This is a genomic window from Brevibacillus sp. B_LB10_24, assembly GCF_046036945.1.
In the GTDB taxonomy this organism is placed as follows: Bacteria; Bacillota; Bacilli; order Brevibacillales; family Brevibacillaceae; genus Brevibacillus_C.
The window spans coordinates 1-734 of sequence record NZ_JBJQOQ010000081.1; the positions used below are offsets into that span (position 1 = coordinate 1).

Annotated in this window: 2 protein-coding genes; both read left to right on the forward strand. The window is 44.3% G+C overall.

All coding sequences use genetic code 11. The features are described 5' to 3' along the window. Positions 1-430: HTH domain-containing protein (locus ACI7RC_RS27750; RefSeq protein WP_408111385.1), on the forward strand; the 430-nt coding region annotated here is incomplete at its 5' end. Then, positions 427-734, forward strand: a 308-nt coding sequence (locus tag ACI7RC_RS27755; protein WP_408111386.1) for an IS3 family transposase, incomplete at its 3' end; no start/stop codon positions are given. The genes ACI7RC_RS27750 and ACI7RC_RS27755, both read left to right, overlap by 4 nt.

Consider the following 734-nt stretch of genomic DNA (forward strand, 5'->3'; position numbering starts at 1 on the left):
GGGTAGTTCAAAGATTTTTTCGGAGCATGAAATAAAGCAGCTGGAGTCGAATCCAAATGTCCAACATGTAACGGATAAAAGTATTACATATGCCCCAGCATTCAAACTAGCTGCAGTTCAAGCATACCTAAGCGGACAAACGCCTATGGAGATATTTCGTAGCGCAGGTTTTGACGTAGATGTCATTGGTCATGAGAAACCCAAACATTGCTTAAAACGTTGGCGTAATACTTATACAGCTCATGGAGAGACGGGGCTTTTAGAGGAACAACGAGGGAAAGGCAGTACAGGCAGACCATCAGGAGAAAAGCTTTCTACCGAGGAAAAGCTAAAACGTGCTGAAGCGCGCATCAAGCTGTTAGAGGTGGAGAATGACTTTCTAAAAAAGCTCGATGCGCTCGAAAAGCAGAAGATGCAGAGGAAACATTGACGTCCTCCGAGCGCTATCAAATAATCAACCAGACCATTCGTCAACACAATCTGAAACGTCTCACACGTTATCTATGTAAGTTGGCTCGTGTTAGCCCGAGTGGTTATTACCGCTGGCTTACTGCCGAAGAGGCTCGCCAGCTCCGTGAGGATGCTGATGAACACGACTTCCGACTTATCAAAGAGCACTTTAATGCTCTCCACGGCAAAGCAGGAGCACTTGTGATTAAAATGCGGCTTGAACGTATAAGTGGAATTATTATGAACCACAAAAAGATTCGTCGATTAATGCGTAAATATAAACT